Annotated in this window: 14 protein-coding genes; 7 read left to right on the top strand and 7 right to left on the bottom strand. The window is 67.0% G+C overall.

The window, feature by feature from the left end:
* Nucleotides 1–73 precede the first annotated feature (73 nt).
* Nucleotides 74–1,765, bottom strand: coding sequence for an AMP-binding protein (locus tag HAV18_RS26440; RefSeq protein ID WP_166961963.1), 1,692 nt, complete (start codon nucleotides 1,763–1,765; stop codon nucleotides 74–76).
* Between the two features lie 555 nt (nucleotides 1,766–2,320).
* On the opposite strand from HAV18_RS26440, the gene codB reads away from it, so the two are divergent.
* Genes codB through HAV18_RS26425 form a run of 3 tightly spaced genes read left to right on the top strand, consistent with a single transcriptional unit; the run spans nucleotide 2,321 to nucleotide 5,635 of the window.
* Nucleotides 2,321–3,616: a cytosine permease gene (gene codB, locus HAV18_RS26435; RefSeq protein ID WP_166961960.1), complete on the top strand. Its 1,296-nt coding sequence runs from the start codon at nucleotides 2,321–2,323 to the stop codon at nucleotides 3,614–3,616.
* Between the two features lie 46 nt (nucleotides 3,617–3,662).
* Complete coding sequence (codA, locus tag HAV18_RS26430) at nucleotides 3,663–4,916, top strand: cytosine deaminase (protein ID WP_166961958.1); 1,254 nt, start codon at nucleotides 3,663–3,665, stop codon at nucleotides 4,914–4,916.
* Between the two features lie 44 nt (nucleotides 4,917–4,960).
* Complete coding sequence (locus HAV18_RS26425; protein WP_166961955.1) at nucleotides 4,961–5,635, top strand: TetR family transcriptional regulator C-terminal domain-containing protein; 675 nt, start codon at nucleotides 4,961–4,963, stop codon at nucleotides 5,633–5,635.
* A gap of 150 nt (nucleotides 5,636–5,785) precedes the next feature.
* On the opposite strand, the gene HAV18_RS26420 is transcribed toward HAV18_RS26425, so the two are convergent.
* On the bottom strand, nucleotides 5,786–6,223 hold the full coding sequence (locus tag HAV18_RS26420) for a hypothetical protein (RefSeq protein ID WP_166961953.1): 438 nt from the start codon (nucleotides 6,221–6,223) through the stop codon (nucleotides 5,786–5,788).
* Nucleotides 6,224–6,547: 324 nt separating this feature from the next.
* Here HAV18_RS26420 and HAV18_RS26415 point away from each other — a divergent pair, with 324 nt between their 5' ends.
* Both HAV18_RS26415 and HAV18_RS26410 read left to right on the top strand, forming a co-directional pair.
* Complete coding sequence (locus HAV18_RS26415) at nucleotides 6,548–7,285, top strand: sulfite exporter TauE/SafE family protein (protein ID WP_166961951.1); 738 nt, start codon at nucleotides 6,548–6,550, stop codon at nucleotides 7,283–7,285.
* A 291-nt stretch (nucleotides 7,286–7,576) separates the two neighbouring features.
* A complete protein-coding gene (locus tag HAV18_RS26410; RefSeq protein ID WP_166961949.1) occupies nucleotides 7,577–8,956 on the top strand; it encodes an amino acid permease in 1,380 nt (459 codons plus the stop codon).
* A gap of 284 nt (nucleotides 8,957–9,240) precedes the next feature.
* Here HAV18_RS26410 and HAV18_RS26405 read toward each other — a convergent pair whose 3' ends face one another.
* From HAV18_RS26405 to HAV18_RS26385, 5 genes are all read right to left on the bottom strand, one after another.
* Nucleotides 9,241–9,819, bottom strand: a complete 579-nt coding sequence (locus HAV18_RS26405) for an NnrU family protein (RefSeq protein WP_166961946.1) — start codon at nucleotides 9,817–9,819, stop codon at nucleotides 9,241–9,243.
* Between the two features lie 309 nt (nucleotides 9,820–10,128).
* Nucleotides 10,129–10,800, bottom strand: coding sequence for a TfoX/Sxy family protein (locus HAV18_RS26400; RefSeq protein WP_166961943.1), 672 nt, complete (start codon nucleotides 10,798–10,800; stop codon nucleotides 10,129–10,131).
* Nucleotides 10,797–11,906: a malate/lactate/ureidoglycolate dehydrogenase gene (locus HAV18_RS26395; protein WP_166961940.1), complete on the bottom strand. Its 1,110-nt coding sequence runs from the start codon at nucleotides 11,904–11,906 to the stop codon at nucleotides 10,797–10,799. The genes HAV18_RS26400 and HAV18_RS26395 overlap by 4 nt, the downstream gene beginning before the upstream one ends.
* Before the next feature lie 40 nt (nucleotides 11,907–11,946).
* On the bottom strand, nucleotides 11,947–13,401 hold the full coding sequence (locus tag HAV18_RS26390; RefSeq protein WP_166961937.1) for a M20 family metallopeptidase: 1,455 nt from the start codon (nucleotides 13,399–13,401) through the stop codon (nucleotides 11,947–11,949).
* Nucleotides 13,402–13,481: 80 nt separating this feature from the next.
* Nucleotides 13,482–14,552 (bottom strand): nitronate monooxygenase family protein, encoded by a 1,071-nt coding sequence (locus HAV18_RS26385; protein WP_166961934.1) that lies wholly within the window; start codon nucleotides 14,550–14,552, stop codon nucleotides 13,482–13,484.
* A gap of 435 nt (nucleotides 14,553–14,987) precedes the next feature.
* Here HAV18_RS26385 and adiC point away from each other — a divergent pair, with 435 nt between their 5' ends.
* On the top strand, nucleotides 14,988–16,520 hold the full coding sequence (gene adiC, locus HAV18_RS26380; RefSeq protein WP_166961931.1) for an arginine/agmatine antiporter: 1,533 nt from the start codon (nucleotides 14,988–14,990) through the stop codon (nucleotides 16,518–16,520).
* 3 nt (nucleotides 16,521–16,523) lie between these two features.
* A complete protein-coding gene (locus HAV18_RS26375; RefSeq protein WP_166961928.1) occupies nucleotides 16,524–18,863 on the top strand; it encodes an Orn/Lys/Arg decarboxylase N-terminal domain-containing protein in 2,340 nt (779 codons plus the stop codon).
* The last annotated feature ends 66 nt before the right edge of the window (nucleotides 18,864–18,929 follow it).

Genomic DNA, 18,929 nt, shown 5'->3' with positions numbered 1-18,929 from the left:
GCCGCGCCTGTCCGCGCCACCGCATCGTCGCGCCCGATCTCCCGGTCGCAGCCAGGGACGAAGCCGAACCGTGTCAGTTCTCCCAGACCACCGCCTGCCCCAGCGTTTCCCACTGCCCGGCGTGCGGCATGTAGTGCGCCTCGATTGCGCTTCGCCGGATCTTCAGTGTCGGCGTCAGCATCGCGTTCTCGACGGTCCATGCTTCCTTGACCACGACGACATACTGGAGCCGTTCATGGTGTTCGACGACGTCGTTGATGCGTTCGCGCAGCGCAGCAATCTCGCCGGTCAGCACCGTTCGATCGAACGTACCTGCCGCGATCGACGCGCACGTCTCGGGGGAAAGCTGCAGCAGCGCGAAAGGCATCGCGCAACCCGCGCCCGCCACGCAAGCGGCGTCGACGCCTCGCAGGCCGAGCAGTTTCTGCTCGATCGGCTGGGGGGCGACGTACTTTCCTTTGGCAGTCTTGAAGATGTCCTTGACCCGCCCGGTGATCGTGAGGAAGCCGTCGGCATCGATCCTGCCGACGTCGCCCGTGCGAAAGAATCCGTCCGGCGTGGTCAGCGCTGCGGTCAGCTCGGGCTGCCGGTAGTAGCCGAGCATCTGCCCGGCGCTCCTGATTTCAATCTCGCCATTCCCGGCAATGCGCGCCTCGACGCCGGCGTACGGTTGACCGACCGTACCGGCACGCACATGCCCCGGACGGTTCAAGTGGAGCAGTCCGCATTCGCTCATCCCGTAGCCGTCGAGCAGTTCCAGTCCGAGACCGCGATACCAGCGCATCAGATGCCCGGGCATCGGCGCCGTTCCGGTCACCACGATGCGCGCCCGATCGAGCCCGAGCTCGCGCAGAATCCTGCCCTTGATCCGCGCGCCGACCCATGGCAGCGCAAACAGGCTCGCCTGCATCGGGCCGGGGATCTTTTCGCCGATGCGCTGGTGGAACTTGTTCCACAGCCGCGGCACCGACAGGAAGATCGTCGGCCTTGCGCGCTTCACGTCGTCGGTGAACGTCGCCAGCGAATTCGCAAAGAACACCCGATACCCGAACGCGAGCGACGCAGCTTCGACGACGGCACGCTCGGCCAGGTGCGCCAGCGGCAGGTAGGAAAATCCGCGCTCGTCCGACGTGAGGTTGAACGCCTCGATATGCTGGATCGTCAGGAACAGCATGGCCATGCTGGCGTGCGAGTGCATCACGCCTTTCGGCTCGCCGGTCGAGCCCGACGTATAGATGATCGTGCACAGTTCGTCGCCTGGCGGCCGTCGCACGGCGACGAGCGGCGCATGCTGCGCCGCAACCTCTTCCCATTGCGGAAACGCGTCGTGCGGCGCAAGCGGCAAGCCGAGCATCGGCAGGTCGAGCGGGAGTTGCGCGCGGATGTTCGGCCAGTTGTCGCTGACACCGTCGAGCTTGCCGAGAATCAGCAGTTTCGCGTCGCTGTGATCCAGCACGTACCGCACGGATTCCGCACTGAAGGTCGGATACAACGGCACGCTGACCATGCCGGCGAGCATGATCGCGAGATCGGCCATGATCCAGTGCGCGCTGTTCTTGCCGAGCAGCGCGATGCGGCTGCCTGCGGGAAGACCGAGCGACACGAGGTAAGCGGCCCCGCGTCGCGCCTGATCGCCGACCGTTCCCCACGTGTAGTCGACGACGGTGCCGTCCGGATAGGGCTGGGTGAGATACACGTCGTCGCGCCGCTCGGCTTCCCATTTGGCGAAGCGGTCCAGCAGGGTCGCATTGTCCGGAATGATCATCGAAGACCTCGCTCACGGGCTTCATGATTCGCGCCGATCGTCTGGATCGACCGAACAGCGGCCTGCGCACGACAGGTCGCCATTCGCGCGCGGCCCATATCGTCCCGGCCGGCCGGTCGGGATGGCATGCCGCGATCGAGCGGGGCCCCGGCCGAGAATGCGGGCGCAATCAGGATGGAAACGGCACGGAGCATCCGACGCGGCGCGCGGCGTCAGTATCGAACGCAAATCGCGTACCAATGCCGTCGAACGGCCGTCCGGCAACGGCCCGGACAAATGCCTTGCCGCGGCGCGCGTGGCGAAACCGCAAGAAGTGTTACGCCGATGAAACATCGCGAATCTGCCGACCGATCGGCCCGCCTATGACGCGTCACGGGCGGCCTGCACCGGTCGGTCATTTTTCCTGCGTGCCACCCGGCCTGAATTTTTACGCTTGTAAAAATTTTGGCCAGAGAGAATGACGCGCTGAAACAGAAAGAGAAACAGCACGTTCTCTGCCCATGCACGGCCCCGCCAACCCTTTCAGACCCAACCCGATCGCTCACGGGAGACAAGATGTCCACGAACCAGGATGCACGCCCGACAGCCGAGTCGAACCACGGTGAATTCGCGCTGAGCGAAGTCCCGCTCGAGAAACGCACCGGCTTTCTGTCCATCACGATGGTGTTGCTGAGCTTCACGTTCTTCACCGGGACGATGTTCGCCGGCGGCAAGATCGGCGTCGCCTTCGACGTCGTCAGCATGATCCGGATCGCCGTGATCGGTAACCTGCTGCTCGCCGCCTACGCGGCATCGCTCGCGCTGATCGCCGCGCGCAGCGGCCTGAATGCGGTGCTGATGGGGCGCTTCTGCTTCGGCGAAGTCGGCAGCAAGCTGTCCGATTTCCTGCTCGGCTTCGCGGAGCTCGGCTGGTACGCGTGGGGCACCGCGACGGTCGCCATCGTGCTGGTCAAGCTGCTGGGCTGGCCCGCGTCGGTGACCACGCCGTTGATGATCCTGTTCGGCTTCGGATTCTCGATCACGGCCATCATCGGCTATCGCGGCATGGACGTGCTGTCGCGCGTCTCCGTGCCGTTGATGTTCGTACTGCTGATGACGTCGATGTGGATCGCCACCCGCGATATCGGCGGGTGGGCCGGTCTCAGGCACGTCGTGCCGTCTCATCCGATGCCGTTCTCGGCCGCGGTGACGATGGTCATCGGCACCTTCGCGAGCGGCGCCACGCAGGCGACCAACTGGACGCGCCTCGCCCGCAGCGCACGCAGCGCCGTGTCGGCCAGCATGATCGGGTTCTTCTTCGGCAACGGCCTGATGATCATCGCGGGCGCGTACTGCGCGATCGTCTATCAGCAGGCCGACATCGTCGAGGTGATGATGCTGCAGGGCCTGTCGATCGCGGCGGTCGTGATGCTGTGCCTGAATCTCTGGACCATCCAGGGGCCGACGATGTACAACGTGGCGGCCGCCGGCTGCCACCTGCTGCGCACCGAACGGCGCCGCACGCTCGTCCTCGTGGGCGCGGCGATCGGCATCGTGCTCGCGGTCGGCGGGATGTACGAACTGCTGATTCCGTTCCTCGTGCTGCTCGGCTCGATCATTCCGCCCGTCGGCGGCGTGATCATGGCGGACTACTGGTACCGCCATCGCGGCGCCTACCCGTCGCTCGCCACCGCCCGCCTGCCGCGCTTCAACCTGGTCGGCCTGGCCGCCTATGCGATCGGTGCGATACTCGCCTACACGTCACCGTGGATCGCGCCGATCGTCGGCATCGCGGCGTCCGCCGCCGCCTACATCGTGCTGCTGCAGGTTGCCCGCGCGTTCTCGCGCGAACCGTCCGTCCAGGGCGAATGATTCCGCTGCGCGCCCTCCCGGCCCCACTCGAACGACAGGAACCCACATGAAAATCATCAACGCCAGCTTGCGCGGCCGTAGCGGCCTCTTCACGATCGACCTCGATGCGGACACGATCCGCGCGATCGACCTCCAGCCGTCGCCGCTGACGCCGCAAGGGAACGACGTCATCGATGCCGGCAGCAACCTCGTCATCCCGCCGCTGGTCGAGCCGCATATCCATCTCGACGCCACGCTGACCGCCGGCGACCCCGAATGGAACATGAGCGGCACGCTGTTCGAAGGCATCGAGCGATGGGGCCAGCGCAAGGCCACGATCACGCACGACGATACGAAAGCCCGCGCACACACGACGATCGGGATGCTGCGCGACAACGGCATCCAGCACGTGCGCACGCACGTGGACGTCACCGATCCCACGCTCGCCGCGTTGAAGGCGATGCTCGAAGTCAGGGAAGAGGCGCGCGATCTCATCGACCTGCAGATCGTCGCGTTTCCGCAGGAAGGCATCGAATCGTTCGACAACGGCCGCGCGTTGATGGAACGCGCGATCGACATGGGCGCCGACGTCGTCGGCGGCATCCCGCATTTCGAGAACACGCGCGACCAGGGCGTGAGCTCCATCAAGTTCCTGATGGATCTCGCGGAGCGCACGGGCTGCCTCGTCGATGTCCATTGCGACGAAACCGACGATCCGCAATCGCGCTTCCTGGAAGTGCTCGCCGAGGAAGCGCGGGTACGCGGGATGGGCAAGCGCGTCACCGCGAGCCACACGACGGCGATGGGCTCGTACGACAACGCCTATTGCTCGAAGCTGTTCCGGCTGCTGAAGCGCTCGGAGATTCATTTCATTTCGTGTCCGACCGAAAGCATCCACCTGCAGGGGCGTTTCGACACCTATCCGAAACGGCGCGGCATCACGCGTGTGGCGGAGCTCGACCGTGCCGGCATCAACGTGTGCTTCGGACAGGACTCGATCAAGGACCCGTGGTATCCGGTCGGCAACGGCAACATCCTGCGCATTCTCGACGTCGGCCTGCACGTGTGCCACATGCTCGGTTACGAAGACCTGCAGCGCTGCCTCGATTTCGTCACCGAGCACAGCGCGAATGCGATGTCCCTCGGCGACCGGTACGGCATCGCCGTCGGGCGGCCGGCCAATCTGCTGATCCTCGACGCCGATTGCGACTATGAAGTGATTCGCAAGCAGGCCAGGGTACGTACGTCGCTGCGCGGCGGGAAGGTCATCATGCAACGCGCGCCGGAACACATCACCTACCCCGCAGCGACCGCGCGTTGAGCGGGCGGCGGCTCCGGCCCGACGTGCCGGTGGAGGATCGAGCGATGAACCCGTCCGGGCCGACTGCAGAACCGCCCGCCCGGCCTCCCGGCCGCCGGGAAGCGCTGCGCGACACCCTCGAGGCGGCCATTCTCGCCGCCGCCGAGGAAGCGTTTTCCACGTATGGATTCGAGGGGAGCTCCGTTGCGGCGATCGCGGCGGCCGCCGGCTTGTCGAAGCAGAACCTGATGTACTACTTCCCGACGAAGCTGGCGCTCTACCAACGCGTGCTGGACGACGTCTTGCGGGACTGGCTAGGCAGGATGCGGGAGTTTGCGGCGCCCGACCGCGAGCCGGCGGAAGCGATGTCGGCCTATATCCGCGCCAAACTCGAATTCTCCAGAAACCGCCCGCACGGATCGCGGGTGTTCGCGCTGGAGATCATCGGCGGCGCGAAGACTTACGGAAAGGAGATCCGCAAGCAACTGATCCCGGTGCTGCGCGACGACATCCGGGTGCTCGAACGCTGGATCGACGAAGGCAAGGTCAGGCAGGTCGATGCCGAGCACCTGTTCTTCCTGATCTGGGCAGCGACGCAGTCGTATGCGGATTTCGCGTCGCAGATGCTGCTGGTGCTCGGCAAGCGCGCGCTGGGGAACGACGATTTCGATGCGGCCTATCGCACGATCTCGGATCTGGTGCTCAGGGCGCTGATCACCGAAAACGGAACGGCGGCTTGACCGATCAACCGCCTCGGTTGCCGCTCATGCAGCGCAACCGGGCGCCATCAGCGGAAGCCGGGGCAATGCGGGATGAAGTCGCAACGATGCACGCTTCGTTGCCATTGGACTCGCCGCTCGCTTCACGCCAGTACGCCCGGGAACCGCCGGTCAGTCGTTGTGCTTGTAGCGCTTCTTTTTCTTGTGCTTGTTGCCGTGGTAATGATCGTCGGAGCGCGAGTTGTTGCGCGACACGTGGCCGCCCAGCGCCGCACCCGCGCCGCCGCCCACGGCTGCGCCGACGAGGCCGCCCGCCGTACCGCCCATCGCGTTGCCCGCCGCGGTGCCTGCGCCGCCGCCCAGTGCGCCGCCGACGATGGCGCCCGTGCGTTCGCGCTTGTTCGACGTTACCGCGCCGCCTGCGCCGCCGCCCACCGCCCCGCCGATAACGGCGCCCGTGCTCCCGCCGACAGCGTGACCCACCGCCGCGCCCGCGACACCGCCGAGCGCGCCGCCCAGTGCGTTGTTCGTGTCACCTGCAACGGCAGGCGCCGAGACCGCCACCATTGCGCCGACCATCACTGCCATTCCGGCGAATTTCTTCAGCATCTGTCTGTCCTCACTGCATTTCGAGATATCGATGGGCGAATTTAGCACCTTTCAGGAAAGCCTATCGTAATGAAGCGTTAAATCCGGCCTTTCCATACCTATCTCCCACGTGACCGGACATGCGTCGTTCGGGGCTCGCCGCCAGGATTGCAATCAGCGCGGCAGCCATCGACGGGCCGCGCAAGATCGCATCGACACAACGCGACATACACCGCATCGCGCTGAACTCCCTGCATTCCGCGATCCTGCATTACCATCGAGCGTCCGCCGCGCCTGCCCGCTTCCGGCAAGCGAGCCTCCAGCCACCTCCCCGTTCCCGCACCCATGCTCGCTCTCGTCATCCTCGCCGGCCTGTGGGCCGGACTGCAGAACACCCTCGCCGGCGGCGGCTCGTTCGTCACGCTGCCCGCGCTGATCGTGTCGGGCATGTCGCCGCTCGCGGCGAACATCACGTCGACGGTCGCGCTGTTTCCCGCGCAGGTCACGACCGGCTGGGCGAGCCGCAACATGGTGCGCGGCGTCGGCAAGCTGTCGTTTCGCGCGATGTTCGTGATCAGCGTCGTCGGCGGCGCGCTCGGCGGGCTGCTGTTGCTGAAAACCCCTTCATCGATCTTCTCGCGCCTCGTGCCGTGGCTCGTGCTGTTCGCGACGGTCGTGTTCGCGTGGGGCAGCTTCTTCCGCAAGCCGAGCGAAGGCACGGCCCACCTCGGCACTGTCCCCGCCGCGTTCTCGCAATTCATGATCGCGATCTACGGCGGCTACTTCGGCGGCGGGCTCGGCTTCCTGATGATGGCCGTGCTGACGATGGCGGGCCTGTCGCCGCGTCACGCGATGTCGACGAAGAACGCGCTCGCGGGCGTGATGAACGCATCGGCCGTCGTGCTGTTCCTGACGTCGCCGCACCTGCACTGGGGCAAGGCGCTCGCGCTCGGCGGCGGCGCGATCGTCGGCGGGCTTGTCGGCACGTGGGCGCTGCATCGCGTGAACGAACGCGTGCTGCGCATCGGGATCGTCTGCATCGGCGCGGTGCTGACCGTCGGGTTGTTCGTCAAACCGATCTGACCCACGCTCGCCGCCGCTTTCGCGGCGGCAATTGATGAGCAAACCGCAAGACGTCTTTCGCATATCTCGTTTGCCGTGACGGCGGTGTCCGCCCACAATCCGGGGTTGCCGTCGTCATCGCCCTCTCGCGGGCACCGACCGGCACTTCGCGGCCGCCATTCCGACTCACCGCCGGCGGCCCGGCACATCGCGTCACACACGCTCCCTCGACATCGGCGCCCCATGCGGCGGCAGAACGTTGCCGCCGCGCCGCCCGATGCGTTCCCGGCCAACAATAACTAGAGGTAGGAGATGCAGGACAACTCGTTGAGGCAAAGCCTCAAGCAACGGCACATCACGATGATCGCGCTTGGCGGCGTGATCGGCGCGGGCCTGTTCGTCGGCTCCGGCGCCATCATCTCGACCGCCGGCCCGGCGGCGATCCTGTCGTACCTGATCGGTGGCGTGATCGTCACGCTGGTCATGTTCATGCTCGGCGAAATGGCATCCCGCAATCCCGACAGCGGCTCGTTCTCCACCTACGCGAGCAGCTATCTCGGCGAATGGGCCGGCTTCGCGGTCGGCTGGCTGTACTGGTTCAAGTCGATGATGACGATCACCGTCGAGGCGATCCTGCTCGGCGCGATCCTCAACGATTTCCTGCCGTGGCTGCCGATCTGGGGCGGTGCACTGTTCATGCTCGTCACGCTGATCGCGAGCAACGCGTATTCGGTGCGCTCGTTCGGCGAAGCCGAATACTGGCTGTCGTTCGCGAAGGTCGCGACAATCATCGTGTTCATGGCGCTCGGCGCATCGATCCTGCTCGGCTTCCAGCCGCGCATTCCGGCGCCCGGACTCGTGAACCTCACGGATCACGGCGGCTTCATGCCGAACGGCATTTCGCCGGTGCTCGCCGGCGTGATGGTCGTGATCTTCTCGCTCGGCGGCAGCGAAATCGCCGCTGTGGCGGCAGGGGAATCCGAAAACCCGAGCAAGAACGTGATCCGCGCGATCAAGAGCGTGATCGTGCGCGTGATGGTGTTCTACGTCGGCTCGGTGTCGATCCTGATCCTGTGCATGCCATGGACGGACAAGGCCAACCTGAAATCGCCGTACGTGTCGCTGTTCGGCATGGCGGGCTTCACGGGCGCGGCCGTCGCGATGAAGATCGTGCTGTTCGTGTCGTTCATGTCGGTGATGAACTCGTTCCTGTTCTCGAACTCGCGCATGCTGTTCTCGCTCAGCCAGCGCGGTCACGCGCCCGCGATGTTCGGCCGCACGAACGCGAAAGGCGTGCCGATGAACGCGCTCGTGCTGTGCCTCGCGATCTGCGTGTCGATCCTCGGCATTCACTTCGTGAGCGGCGGCGACCTGTTCCTGATGCTCGCGAAGAGCAGCGGCGCGTTCGTGATGATCGTGTGGATCTTCATCATCGTCGCGCACTTCGCGATGCGCCGGCAGACGAAGCACGAGCAACGCGACCCGGCGGCGTTCCGCGCGTGGTTCTATCCGGTGTCGAACTGGGTCGCGCTGCTGGCGCTCGTCGCGGTGCTCGGGTCGCAGGCGTTCAACCCGGATTCGCGCTTCCAGTTCTGGTTCACGGTATCGACGGCGCTCGCGATCGTCGCGGCGTATTTCCTGCGCCGCAAACCGGCGCAACTCGGCGACACGGCAGGCGCGAAGCTGCGCTGACCGTTGCCTTCGAAGGGCGGGCGGCTGACGGGCCTGCCGCCGCTTAGTCGCTTGGTCGCTTGGTCGCTTGGTTGCTTGGCTGCTTGGCTGCTTGGCTGCTTGGCTGCTTGGCTGCTTGGCTGCTTGGCTGCTTGGCTGCTTGGCTGCTTGGCTGCTTGGCTGCTTGGCTGCTTGGCTGCTTGGCTGCTTGGCTGCTTGGCTGCTGGCCGCTGGCCGCTGGCCGCTGGCTGCTGGCTGCTGGCTGCTTGGCCGCTGGCTGCTTGGCCGCTCAGCGGCTTGACTGCTCAGCCGAACGGCCGCACGCCGATCAGCCAGCCGTGCAGGAACAGTGCGAAGACGGCCCACACGACGAGCCCGGCCACGATCGCCACGACGTCACCCGACAGCCTGCCCGCCGGATAGCGAACGCCTTCGCGACGGTCACGCGCGCGCCACACGACGAAATCGACGAGCGACCAGACGAAGAAGGCCCCGAACAGCACGACGGCATGCAGCGTGCCGTTCGCGAGCAGGTGCGCGATTGCCCATACCGCCACGCCGGCCACCATCGGATGGCCGACGAGCGTCTTGATGCGGTTGCCGGGCACGTAGGAGGCGGCGATCAGCACGAACGCGATCGCGGTCAGCATGCCGGTGAGGTGGCGCACACCGACGGGCGACACCCACAGCAGCGTCGCGCCCTGGCGCGCCATGCCGTAACCCCAGATGATCAACACGAAGCCGATGATCGATGCGATCGAATAGGGGGCCTTCCAGCCTTTCTCGCCGATTCGCTCGATCGTCGCCGACCGCCAGCCGTCCGCGACGATCCGGATCGAGTGCACACCGAGGAAGATCGCTAAACCGAGAATCAGGACGAGCATCGGTTGTCTCCGTCTGGAATGATGGGTGGGGAAGCGTCCCGCGCGGCGTACGATGCGCCGTTCGCGGGGCCGGCGGCGAGGCCGGTGCGGGTCACGCCAGACACGGGTGCAACCCGCGCCGATCATAAACGCCGGGGCCGCCGTTGTGAAGCACGGGGGATGTGCGGTGCGGCAAGCCGGATGTTTTTGCGCACCTGTGCCGATGCGCCGCCGGGCACCAACCACGCGCCGCGCGAATCGCCCCGACACATTCGAGATCGAAAGAAAGGAAAGCGAAATTCGCGAAGCTGTCGCTTCGCTCGATCGGTATCAAGCTTGCTTGCGCTTCGCCGGTGGTTTTGCTGCTGGTTTCGCTGCCGGTTTCGCTGCTCGCTTCGCTACCGGTTTCGCCGCAGGCTTCGCTGCCGGTTTCGCTGCTCGCTTCGCTACCGATTTCGCCACCGGTTTCGCCACCGGTTTCGTTGCCGGTTTCGTTGCCGGTTTCGTTGCCGGTTTCGCCGCCAGTTTCGCTGCCGGTTTCGCCGCAGGCTTCGCCGCCCGTTTCGCCGCTCGCTTCGCCGCCGATTTCGCCGCCGGTTTCACTTCCGCCGCCGGTTTCACTTCCGCCACCGGTTTCGCCGCCGCCCGCGCCTTGCGCTTCGGCGGCCCCGCCAGCAACGCCGCGCGATACGCGCTGCGGCACCAGTCGAACAGCGCGCCCGCATCCTCGAGCACGTCGGCCGGTGTTTCGTAGTAGCCCTCGAGCGTGACGGTACGCGTGGGCCTCACATACGAGAACCCCCCCATCCCCGCCGCGACGAACGCCGAACGGTTCACGTCGTCGACTCGCAGGAACAGCGACCCGCGCGACATGAAGCCGAACATCACGCCATCGAGCCGCATCGCCGCCCCGCTGAAGAACCGCGTGACCTCGACCTTGCCGAGCGGCGCGAGCTGATACGCGATCTCCTCGCCGTGCGCCTTCTCCGACTGCCAGCTCATGCGCGCTCCGTGCAGCGCTGCGTCCACGCGTCGAGCGCCGCGTCGTCGAAGCCGACCGCCGCCGCGCTCTCGCGAATCTGCCGCCACGTCGCCCGGTCGACCGGAATACCGCCGGCACCGCGCGCCGCGCGGCTCGCCTCTTCCGGCTCGCCAGGCACCTGCACCGGCGCATCGCCGGCCTGCGGCGACGCCTTGGCCCATGCGACGAACGCATCGGCTTCACGCTCTGCATCGGCCGCATCGAACGCTTTCGGATCGATCAGCACCGACAGCATCCCGTTGACGATCGCGCTCGTCTTCTGCAGCGTGTCGCCATAAGTCGTATGCCCGCCGACGAGCGCACCACCGAAAATCTCGCACATCGCTGCCAGCGCGTACCCCTTGTGCAGCCCGAACGGCAGCAGCGCACCGAACGGCTGCTCGTGCATCACGGCCGGATCGTCGGTCGGCTGGCCGCGATGGTCGATCAGCGACCCGGCCGGCACGCGCTTGCCCTGGTTGTACGCGACGCGCGTCTTGCCGTACGCGATCGCGCTCGTCGCGAAATCGAGCAGCAGCAGCGGCCTGCCCGCACGCGGATACGCGGCGCAGAACGGATTCGTGCCGAAACGCGGATCGGCGCCGTGCAGCGGCGCGACCAGCAGGTCGCCCGGCACGTTGACGAAATGGAACGACACGAGCCCCGCGCGCGCGCACTGCTCGGCCCAGTGCCCGATGCGGCCGAGATGATGCACGTCGCGCAGCCCGATCGCGCAGATGCCCATGCGCCGCGCACGCTCGATCCCTTCGACCATCGCCTCGAACGCGATCACCTGGCCGAAGCCGCGCCCGCCGTCGATCGTCAGCACCGCACCGCCGTCGCGGACGATCGACGCGTGCCCGTTCAGTTGCAACTGCCCTTCCCGCCACGACGCGACGTAGTTCGGGATCATCCCGATCCCGTGCGAATCGTGGCCCGCGAGATTCGCGCCGACCAGGTGATCGGCAACGAGCCTTGCCTCCCGCTCGCTGCTGCCGGCCCGTTCCCAGAGCGCCGCGACGAATGCATGCAGCGGTTCGGCGCGCATGCGCAGCGGTTCGGTATCGGGCGTCGGCAGTGCGGTCATCGGCGAGGTTCCGTCAGGTCGGGTCGGGCAGTCGTGACACTCAACGCGCGGTCGCGATCACGTCCGCGACCGCCGCCGTCAGCTTCTTCGCATACGGCACGTGCAGGAACTCGTTCGGGCCGTGCGCGTTCGACTTCGGCCCGAGCACACCGCACACCATGAACTGGGCGGACGGGAAACCTTCCTGCAGCACGTTCATCAGCGGGATCGTGCCGCCGAGGCCCATGTATGCGCAGTCCGCGCCGAAGTGGCGGCGCGACGCGGCGTCGAGCGACGATGCGAGCCACGGCGCGAGATCGGGCGCCGCCCAGCCGGTCGCGGCGCCCGCGTCCGGCTTGAACGTGACCTTCGCGTTGTACGGCGGATCGAGTTCGAGCAATTCCTTCAGCTGCTGCACGGCCTGCGCGGCATCGACGAGCGGCGGCAGGCGCAGCGACAGCTTGAACGCGGTGCGCGGACGCAGCACGTTGCCCGCATCGGCAAGCGCCGGCATACCGGCCGCGCCGGTGACCGACAGCGACGGCCGCCACGTCGAATTCAGCAGCGCCTCGCGCGGATCGGTCGTGGTCGGCAGCACCGGCTTGCCGTCCGCGCCGCAGGCCCACGGCAGCCCCTTCCACACGGCGTCGCCGAGAATCGAGGCGGCCGCGGCCGCTTCGCGCACGCGGCTGTCGGGAATCTCGCAGTGGAACACGCCCGGCAGCAGATTGCCGTTCTTCGCATCTTCGAGGCGCTCGAACAGCTGGCGCATCACGCGGAAGCTCGACGGCGCGATGCCGCCGAACACGCCCGAGTGCACGCCTTCCTCGAGCACCTCGACCTGCAGGTCGCCGGACACCAGCCCGCGCAGCGACGTGGTGAGCCACATCTGGTCGTAGTTGCCGGCGCCCGAATCGAGGCACACGACGAGCGACACCTGGCCGAGCCGGTCGCGCAGCGCGTCGACGTACGGCAGCAGGTCGTAGCTGCCCGATTCCTCGCAGGTCTCGATCAGGCCGACGCAACGCGGCCGCTCGATGCCCTGTTCGTCGAGCGCACCGAGCGCGGCGAGGCTCGCGTAGATCGCATAACCGTCGTCGGCGCCGCCGCGGCCGTACAGCTTGCCGTTCTCGTACTTCGGCGTCCACGGGCCGAGATCCGCGCGCCAGCCGTCGAATTCGGGCTGCTTGTCGAGGTGGCCGTACAGCAGGATCGTGTCGGTGCTGCCCGAACGTGTGGCGGGCGATTCGAAGAAGATCACCGGCGTGCGGCCCGGCAGGCGCACGATCTCGAGCTTCAGGCCCTTCACAGGCTGCCGCTCGGCCCACTGCGCGGCATCGGTGACAACGCGCTCGAGATAGCCGCGCTTCGCCCAGTCGGGGTCGAATGCGGGGCTCTTCGCGGGGATCGCGATGTAGTCGGTCAGTGCGTGGAGGATTTCATCGTTCCACTTGCGCTCGATGAAGGTAACGAGCTTGTCATGGTCGAGGACGGGGGTAGTGTCGACGGAAGTCATGGTGGGGGTGCCTGGATCGGGCTGACGAAAACCCAGATGATACGCCGATGATCCCGCGCCGGCGCCCCCTTCCCGGTCGATCAGACCGCCTGCGGAAACGCGTCGCGCAGCCCCGCCGCGCACGCCAGCGCGTCGCGCCACAGGCGTTGCGTCAGCTCGCCCGCATCCTCTTCACGCGCGAGCGCCGCGGCCTCGCCCGACCACAGCAGCGAGAAGTCGTCGCGGCCCTGCCGCTCGAACGCGCCGCGCAGCGGATCGACCGCGGCCGTCGCGAGCGGAAACGCCGGTGCGAGCGCGCTCATCGGCCCCTGTTCGCGCATGAAGCGCGTCAGCAGCCCGCGCGCGGGGCGGCCCGTGTACAGGTTGGTCATGCGCGTGCCGTCGTCGCGCGCGGCACGCACCGCCGCGCGATGCTGCGCCGAGCGGCCGGCCTGCGGCGTCAGCAGGTAACCCGTGCCGATCTGCACCGCGCGCGCGCCCAGCGCGAACGCGGCCGCGATGCCGCGCCCGTCGGCGATCGCGCCGGCCGCGATCACCGGCGCGCGCACCGCGTCGACGATCTGCGGCAGCAACGCGAACAGGCCCGGTTGCGCATGGATGTCGTCGGTCAGGAACATCCCGCGATGGCCGCCGGCCTCCGCGCCCTGCGCAACGATCGCGTCGACGCCGCGCGCATCCAGCCAGCGCGCTTCCTCGACGGTCGTCGCGGACGACACGACCTGCGCACCCGTGCGCCGCACGCGGTCGAGCAGCGTGTCGTCCGGGAGCCCGAAGTGAAAGCTCACGACGGCCGGCCGCAACTCCTCGACGACCGCGCACATCGCATCGTCGAACGGCGCGCGGCCGGGGCCGCCCTTCACGCCGGCCGGATCGAGCCCGGCTTGCGCGTAGTAGCCGGCGAGCGCCGCGCGCCAGCGCGCGTCGACCGCGGCATCGGGCGCCGGCGGCGTATGGCAGAAGAAGTTCACGTTGAACGCTGCGGGCGTGCGCACCCGGATCGCCGCGATCTCGTCGCGCAGTTGCTGCGGGCCAAGTGCCGCGCAGGCGAGCGAGCCGAGACCGCCGGCTTCGCACACGGCGATCGCGAGCGGGCTCAGCGAACCGACCATCGGGGCCTGGATCAGCGGCAAACGGGAAGGCAGCGTCGTCATCGGAATCGTCCTGGGAGAAGAAGCGGTGGTCACGCGCGCCGGCGGCGCGCATTTAATAATGCGCTCGATAATAACCGACAAATCCAAACTCCGATTGCGACGCCATTTACATCACAACCCGATTTAACCGTTTCGGAAAAACGATTATCCATCGGCGCTTCGGCGGCGTGTTCTCACCTGCCAGGATCGAGACCGGCAAAAACGCGCCCCAGCCTTGCCGCACGTGCCACCCGAACCAGGGTTCAAACGCCGATTCACCGGGTTCAATGACATTCATCAATATTCAAGTTATTAAATACCAGCGTTTACCCGTATTAAAAATCACCCAAGCGATAACATGACCACGTCAATTAAAACGACGAGCCGCACCGGAATCGTCGACCGGCGCCACACCGCGCCACCTCAACCGCAACACGTTTTCTCAAGGAGCGTCGCATGTCCGATGCCAGCTCGTCCTCCTCCCGCTCCGCCGCCACACCGGCCGCGGTTTCCGCGCCGAAAATCGGCGTCATTCCCGCCACGCTGATGGTCGCGGGCAACATGATGGGCTCCGGCGTCTTCATGCTGCCCGCGAACCTCGCCGCCACCGGCGGCATCGCGATCTTCGGCTGGCTGATCACCGTCGTCGGCGCCGTGTCGCTCGCGCTCGTGTTCGCGAAGCTCGCCGCGATCGACCCGGCCGCCGGCGGCCCGTACGCGTATGCGCGCAAGTCGTTCGGCCCGTACATGGGCTACCAGACCAACCTGATCTACTGGCTCGCGAACGTGCTCGGCAACGTCGGCCTCGCGGTCGCCGGCCTCGGCTATCTCACGCATTTCTTCCCGGTACTGAAGGACCCGCTCGTGTTCGCGCTCGCGCAGATCTTCGTGATCTGGCTGTTCACGTACGCGAACATCCTCGGGCCGAACGTCGTCGGCCGCGTGCAGTCGGTCACGACGATCTTCGCGCTGGTGCCGATCCTCGGCATGGCCGTGTTTGGCTGGTTCTGGTTCAGCAAGGATGTGTATTTCGCCGGCTGGAACGTGTCGGGCACCAACAGCTTCAGCGCGATCGGCGCGACGCTGAACTTCACGTTGTGGGCGTTCATCGGTGTCGAGAGTGCGTCGGTATCGGCCGGCGTCGTCGAGAACCCGTCGCGCAACGTGCCGATCGCGACCGTCGGCGGCGTGGTGCTCGCCGCAGTCTGCTACGTGCTCAGCTCGACCGTGATCATGGGGATGATCCCGAACAAGGCGCTGCTCGCGTCGAGCGCACCGTTCGCGGATGCCGCGCGCCTCGCGCTCGGCAATACGGCCGCGAACGCGGTCGCGCTGTGCGCGGCGCTCGGCTGCCTCGGCTCGCTCGCGGGCTGGACGCTGCTGGTCGGCCAGACCGCGAAGGCCGCGGCCGACGACGGCCTGTTCGCCGGCGTGTTCGCGCGCGTCAACTCGAAGAACGTGCCGTCGGCGGGCCTCGCGATCGTCGCGCTGATCATGTCGGTGCAGGTGCTCGCGACGATGTCGCCGAGCGCCAGCGAGCAGTTCGGCAAGATCGCGTCGATCGCCGTGATCATGACGCTCCTGCCGTACATCTACTCGTGCATCGCCATCAAGGTGCTCGGCTACGGCAAGATGCCGTCGCACCAGTTCACGTTCTACACGATCGTCGGCCTGATCGGCGCCGTCTACGCGCTGTGGGCGATGGTCGGCTCCGACGGCCAGCAGACGCGCTGGTCGCTGATCTTCGTCGTCGCAACGATCGTCTTCTACGAGCTGTCGATCAACCGCCAGCGCGAGATCGAGGAAACCCACATCCACCCGGGCGGCCGCTCGCCGCGCTGGGTGCGCTATCTCGCGCTCGCCGTGACCATCGCCGCGCTCGTCGCGACCTTCTGGATTTCCGTGGGCCGTCACCAGGCCGACACCCTTCACGCGCGCTCGCCGGCCGTAGCCGCGAGCGTCCAGGCAACCCAACAAACGGGGGAATGACACATGACCGCTTCCTTGACCCAACCGGCCTTCCGCCGCCTCGGCATGAAGGCGCTGCTCGTGCAGCACGACATCGATGAACGCACGGCCACCGGGCGTGCCGCGACGGCGCTTGCCGAGGAGCTGCGCACCCGGCTCGTCGACGTCGTGATCGCGACGTCCGCCGACGATGCCTGCGCGGTCGTCGCCGCCGATCCGGCGATCCAGTGCCTGCTGCTCAACTGGGAACTCGGCAACGATGCCGGCCACGCGCCCGCGCAGGCCGTGCTCGACGCGATGCGCGCGCGCAACGCGACCGTGCCGGTGTTCCTGCTCGCGAGCCGCGCGAGCGCGTCCGCGATTCCCGTCGACGCGATGCGAAAGGCCGACGACTTCATCTGGATGCTGGAGGACACCACCGCGTTCATCGGCGGCCGGATCGTCGCCGCGATCGAACGCTACCGCGAAACCGTGCTGCCGCCGATGTTCCGCGCGCTCGCGAAGTTCTCGCGCGTGTACGAGTATTCGTGGCATACGCCCGGCCACACGGGTGGCACCGCGTTCCTGAAATCGCCGGTCGGCCGCGCGTACTTCGAATTCTTCGGCGAAGCGCTGTTCCGCTCGGACCTGTCGATCTCGGTCGGCGAACTCGGCTCGCTGCTCGACCACTCGGGCCCGATCGGCGAAAGCGAACGCTACGCGGCGCGCGTGTTCGGCGCGCATCGCACGTATCACGTGACGAACGGCTCGTCGATGTCGAACCGCGTGATCCTGATGGCCAGCGTCACGCGCAACCAGGTCGCGCTGTGCGATCGCAATTGCCACAAGTCGGCCGAGCACGCGATGACGATGTCCGGCGCGATTCCGACCTACCTGGTGCCGTCGCGCAACCACTACGGGATCATCGGGCCGATCATGCCCGAGCGGCTGACGGCCGCCGCCGTGCGGCTTGCGATCGACGCGAACCCGCTCGTGCGCGGCCGCGACGGCATCGACCCGACGCCCGTGCACGCGCTGATCACGAACTCGACGTACGACGGCCTCTGCTACAACGTCGCGCGCGTCGAGGAACTGCTCGGCCAGAGCGTCGATCGATTGCATTTCGACGAGGCGTGGTACGGCTATGCGCGCTTCAACCCGATCTACCGCGACCGTCACGCGATGCACGGCGATCCGTCGCAACACGACGCGAGCAAGCCGACCGTGTTCGCGACGCAATCGACGCACAAGCTGCTCGCCGCGCTGTCGCAGGCGTCGTTCATCCACGTCCGCGACGGCCGCAACCCGATCGAGCACGCGCGCTTCAACGAGGCGTACATGATGCATGCGTCGACGTCGCCGAACTACGCGATCATCGCGTCGAACGACGTGAGCGCCGCGATGATGGACGGCCCCGGCGGCGAGGCGCTGACGACCGACGCGATCCGCGAGGCCGTCGCGTTCCGCCAGATGCTGGCGCGCCTGCATACGGAATGCGCGGAGAACAACGACTGGTTCTTCAATGGCTGGCAGCCCGACAGCGTCGTCGATCGCAAGACGGGTCGCCGCGTGCGCTTCCACGAAGCGGACGAGACGCTGCTCGCCACCGACCCGTCGTGCTGGGTACTGCATCCGGGCGACACGTGGCACGGCTTCGGCGATATCGAGGACGACTACTGCATGCTCGACCCGATCAAGGTGTCGATCGTCACGCCGGGCGTCGCATCGCACGGCGGGCTGATGCCGGTCGGCGTTCCGGCAACGGTCGTCACCGCGTATCTCGACCGGCACGGGATTGTCGTCGAGAAGACGACCGACTTCACGATCCTGTTCCTGTTCTCGCTCGGCGTGACGAAGGGCAAGTGGGGCACGCTCGTCAACACGCTGCTCGACTTCAAGCGCGACTACGATGCGAACGCGCCGCTCGAACAGGCGCTGCCCGAACTCGTCGCGCGCTATCCGGAACGCTACGGCAAACTCGGCCTGCGCGACCTGTGCGACCTGATGTTCAGCGCGATGAGCGACCTGAAGACGACCGAGATGATGTCGCGCGGCTTCTCGACGCTGCCGAAGCCCGACTACAGCCCGGCCGAGGCCTTCGAGCATCTCGTGCACAACGACATCGAGATGCTGGAGCTGTCGGAAATGGAAGGCCGCACCGTCGCGACCGGCGTCGTGCCCTACCCGCCCGGCATTCCGCTGCTGATGCCCGGCGAGAACGCGGGGCCCGCTGACGGCCCGCTGCTCGGCTACCTGAAGGCGCTCGAGCAGTACGACCTGCGCTTCCCCGGCTTCACGCACGACACGCACGGCGTCGAGGTCGAGGATGGCGTGTACCGGATCGCGTGCATCAAGCAGAAGACGCGCGATACCAACACGCGGTGAGCCTGCACCGGCCGCGGTGGCACGCGGCCGTTCAGTTCAGGCGGCCGGTTTCCGGTAACCGGCCGC

The sequence above is a fragment of the Burkholderia sp. D-99 genome (genome assembly GCF_011605345.1).
Taxonomy (GTDB): domain Bacteria; phylum Pseudomonadota; class Gammaproteobacteria; order Burkholderiales; family Burkholderiaceae; genus Burkholderia.
Note: the sequence above shows the minus strand (reverse complement) of the source record. Positions and strands in the feature narration are given on the sequence as shown.